Genomic DNA, 4,010 nt, shown 5'->3' on the forward strand with positions numbered 1-4,010 from the left:
GCCGGATCGTCGGCCCTGTGCGGCCAGTTCGTTGCGGTGCGCGGTGTAGGCGTCGAGGAAGCCGTTGGCAGCGGCGTAGTCCGCCTGCCCGGGGTTGCCGAGCGCGGCCACCGTGGACGAGAAGGAGAGCAGCAGGTCGAGCGGCTGGTCCCGGGTGGCCTCGTCGAGGTGGACGAGCCCGGCGACCTTGGGCGCGAGCACGGCCCGTACGTCGTCGTCCGTCTTCCCTGCGACCAGCCCGTCCCGCAGCACGCCCGCGCAGTGCACGATGCCGTGGATCGCACCGTGGCGCGCGACCACCTCGCCGACGAGCGCGTCCACGGCGCCGCGGTCGGCGATGTCGGCCCGCTCGTACGTGACGGTCACACCCGGCTCGGCCAGGGCCGCGAGGGTGCGGCGGGCGGCCGCGTCCGGTGCGGAGCGGCCGACGAGGACGAGCGCGCCCTTGCCGATGCTTCCGGCGATCTCGCGGGCGAGGACGAGGCCGAGCCCGCCGAGGCCACCGGTGATCACATAGACGCCACCGGCACGCCAAGGCGTGCTCAACACGCCTTCCGTGGACGGTAGTTCGGCCAGGCGGCGCACGGAACGCACACCGTCGGCCTGGCGTACCTCCGGCTCGTTCCCGTCGCCCGCGCACTCGCGGACGAGCCGGGCCAGGGCGTCGGCCGACAGCGGGTCGGCGTACTCCACGCACTGCGTGCGCAGCCGGGGGTGCTCCAGGCTCACCGTACGCAGCAGCCCGGAGACGCCCGCGAGCACGCGGGACTCCCCCGATCCCGCCACGACCACCTGGAGCAGGCCCTCTCGCGCCCCGCCACGGCCCCGCACGTCGTCGAGGAGCGAGCGGGTCAGCCGCAGGTAGTCCGCGTCGAGGGTGTCGGCGCCGGTCGTGAGCGTCCGTACGGTGGTGGCGCCGGGCAGCCGGTCGCGCACCGCGTCCGCGAGGGTGTCGTCGATGCCCTGTCCGACGAGCCAGACGGTGTGCTCGCCGGGGGCGGCCGTGGCGCCGGACGGCCGCGCGGGCTCCCAGCGCGGCTCCAGCCACAGCGGCTCACCGGCCACGGGGGCGGCGTCGCGGGCCGGTTCGGCGGAGGGGGCCGGTTCGGCGGAGGGGGCCGGTTCGGCGGAGGGGCCCGCGAGCCAGTACGAGTCGGTCGCGAACGGGTACGTCGGCAGTGAGGTCCGGGCCGGGCGGCCCGCCTCGAAGAGCGCGTCGAACGACGGGGTGCGGCCCTGTACGTACTCCTCGGCCAGCGACTCCAGGTGGCGCCGGTCCAGCTGGTCGGCCGTCCCCGTGGGCACGGTCGACCGTTTGCCCGTCGCGCGCTCCGGCTTGCGGTCGCCGGTGCGGACCGCCGGGTCGGCGCCGGTCTCCAGCCAGGTGCGCAGGGCGCGGGCCACGTCGCCGGGCGCGGTGGCGACCAGGGCGAGGCGGTGGCGGAAGTGCTTGCGGCCGAGCAGCAGCGTGTGGCTGAGCGCGCGCAGGCTCTGCGCCGGGTCGGCGTCCAGGTGCACGAGGAGCTGCCGTGCCTGCCGGTCGAGCTGGTCGGCGGTGCGCGCGGACAGAGCGATCAGCCGGGCGCCCGGCTGATCGGCCCGTACGGCGACCGGCGGCGCCTCGGCGACCACGAGATGGGCGTTGGTGCCGCTGTAGCCGAACGAACTCACCGCCGCCATACGGGAGTTGACGTCCCGCTCCGGCCAGTCGCGCACCTCGGTGTTGACGTAGAACGGGGTGTCGCTCAGGTCGATGTGCTCGTTGAGGCGGTCGTACTGGATCGTCGGCGGCAGCGTCCTGTGCTTGAGGGCGAGCACGGCCTTGAGGGTGCTGGCGACTCCGGCGGCGCAGGCGCTGTGGCCGATGTTGCTCTTGACCGAGCCGATCGCGCAGTAGCCGCGCTCCTCGGTGTGCGCGCCGAAGCTTCCGACCAGGCCGTCGATCTCCACCGGGTCGCCGAGCGCGGTGCCCGTGCCGTGCGCCTCGACGAGCCGGATGTCCGCCGGGTCGATGCCGAACCTGTCGTACACCCGCCGCTGGAGCTGGGTCTGCGCCTCGGCGTTGGGGGCGGTGATGCCGTTGGACTTGCCGTCCTGGTTGACGCCCCAGCCCTTGATCACGGCGTGGATGCGGTCGCCGTCGGCCTGCGCGTCGGCGAGCCGCTTGAGCAGCAGGACCCCGACGCCCTCCGCCGGGACGAACCCGTTGGCGCCCTCGTCGAAGGCGTGGCAGCGGCCGTCCGGGGAGAGAGCGCGCAGCTGGCTCATCGCCACGTGGACGCCGGGGCCGGGGATGACCCAGACACCGCCCGCAAGCGCCGTGTCGCTGTCGCCGAGGACCAGGCTGTCGCACGCGGCGGCGATCGCCACCAGCGACGACGAGCACGAGGTGTCGATCGACAGGCAGGGTCCCTTGAGGTTCAGGGTGTACGAGATCCGGCTGGCCAGGATCGCGCTGTTGCTGCCGAGGTTCTGGTGGGCGCTCAGCTCGGTCTCGTCGAGCCGTCCGCCGTAGCCGTTGACCGAGCAGCCGACGAAGACGCCGCACTGGGTACCGGAGAGCGCCTCGGGGTTGTACCCGGCCTCCTCTACGCACCGCCAGCTCTCCTGGAGCAGGACCCGCTGCTGCGGGTCCATGTGCTCCGCCTCGCCGGGCGAGATGCCGAAGAACAGCGGGTCGAAGCGGTCGGCGTGCTCCAGCACGCCCATCCACTTGCTGTACGACTTGCCGGGCGTGCCTGGCCGCTCGTCGTAGAACGTCTCGACGGACCACCGCGAGCCGGGCACCTCGGAGACGCAGTCGCGCCCCTCGACGATGTTCCGCCAGAACTCGTCCAGGTTCTCCGCCTTGGGGAAGGCGCCGGACATCCCGACGACGGCGATGTCGACGAGGTCGACGGCCGGGCGGGGCGCGGATTCGCGTACGGGCTGCGGCTCCGGCTGCGGCTCCGGCTGCGGCTGCGGCTGCGGCTCCGGCTCCGGCTCCGGCTCCGGCTCCGGCTCCGGCTCCGGCTCCGGCTCCGGCTCCGGCTCCGGCTCCGGCTCCGGCTCCGGCTCCGGCTCGATGGTCGCCTCAACCACCGGCACGTCGACCACGGGCACGTCGATGACCGCCGGCTCGGCCGGGAGCGCCGCCCGCTGCTCGTCCGCGAGGTACGCGGCGAGTGCGGCGACGGTCGGGTGGCCGTACACCGTGGTCGCCGAGAGCGACAGCTGGAGGCGGGTGTTGATGGACCGCGTCCAGGTGACGCCGGTGATGGAGTCCAGGCCCAGCTCGACGAACGGCGTCTCGTCGTCGAGGTCGGCCTCGTCCAGCTCCAGCTCCTTGGCGAGGCTCGCACGCAGCCAGGAGGCGAGCGCGGCGCGCTCCTCGGCACCGGTGCCGCCCTCGTGCACGACCTCGGGCTCCGGGGCGGGAGCGGGGGCCAAGGCGGGAGCGGGGGCCGGGGCGGCGGCCTCCTCGACCGCCGTCGGCGTACCCCTACCACCCAGGCATCCCACCAGGTGCTCGGCCAGTTCGGCGATCGTCGGGTGGCTGTAGACCTGCGTCGCGGAGAGCGACAGCTGGAAGTGCGTGTTCAGCTTGCGGGTCCAGGTGACTCCGGTGATGGAGTCCAGGCCCAGCTCGACGAACGGCGCGTCGTCGTCGATGTCCGGCTCCGCCAGCTCCAGCTCGTCGGCCAGGCTCTGCCGCAGGTACGAGGCCACCTGGGCAGCCGAAGACCGAGGGCTCGTGACACTCATCAGATCTCCCATGGCCCCCTGGATGAGGGTGGCCAGCTCGCCGAAAGTGGGGTGACCGCATACCTCGGCCACCGTGAGGGAAAGCCCGAAGGTCCGGTTGACCTCGCGCAGCCACACGACGCAGCTGATCGAGTCGAGCCCCAGCTCCACGAGGGCAACGCTGTCGGAGCTGGTGGCCAGATCGGTTCCCAGGACGCCGCTCAGCGTCTCTCGCAAGAACCGTTGCAGGTCACGCTTCATCGGGATCTTAGTACCTGTTTCTCGGT

1 protein-coding gene (running past one end of the window) is annotated in these 4,010 nt (G+C 73.2%); it reads right to left on the reverse strand.

Going from position 1 to position 4,010, the window contains the following annotated elements; all coding sequences use genetic code 11:
• A protein-coding gene (locus OG965_RS03625) for an SDR family NAD(P)-dependent oxidoreductase (RefSeq protein WP_371649022.1) crosses the window boundary here: on the reverse strand, positions 1 to 3,984 show its start. It extends 9,951 nt beyond the left edge of the window; the window shows 3,984 of its 13,935 coding nt (coding positions 1–3,984); the start codon lies at positions 3,982 to 3,984; its stop codon lies off the left edge, out of view.
• Between the last annotated feature and the right edge of the window lie 26 nt (positions 3,985 to 4,010).

Origin of the sequence: Streptomyces sp. NBC_00224 (genome assembly GCF_041435195.1) — a bacterium.
Lineage (GTDB): Bacteria > Actinomycetota > Actinomycetes > Streptomycetales > Streptomycetaceae > Streptomyces.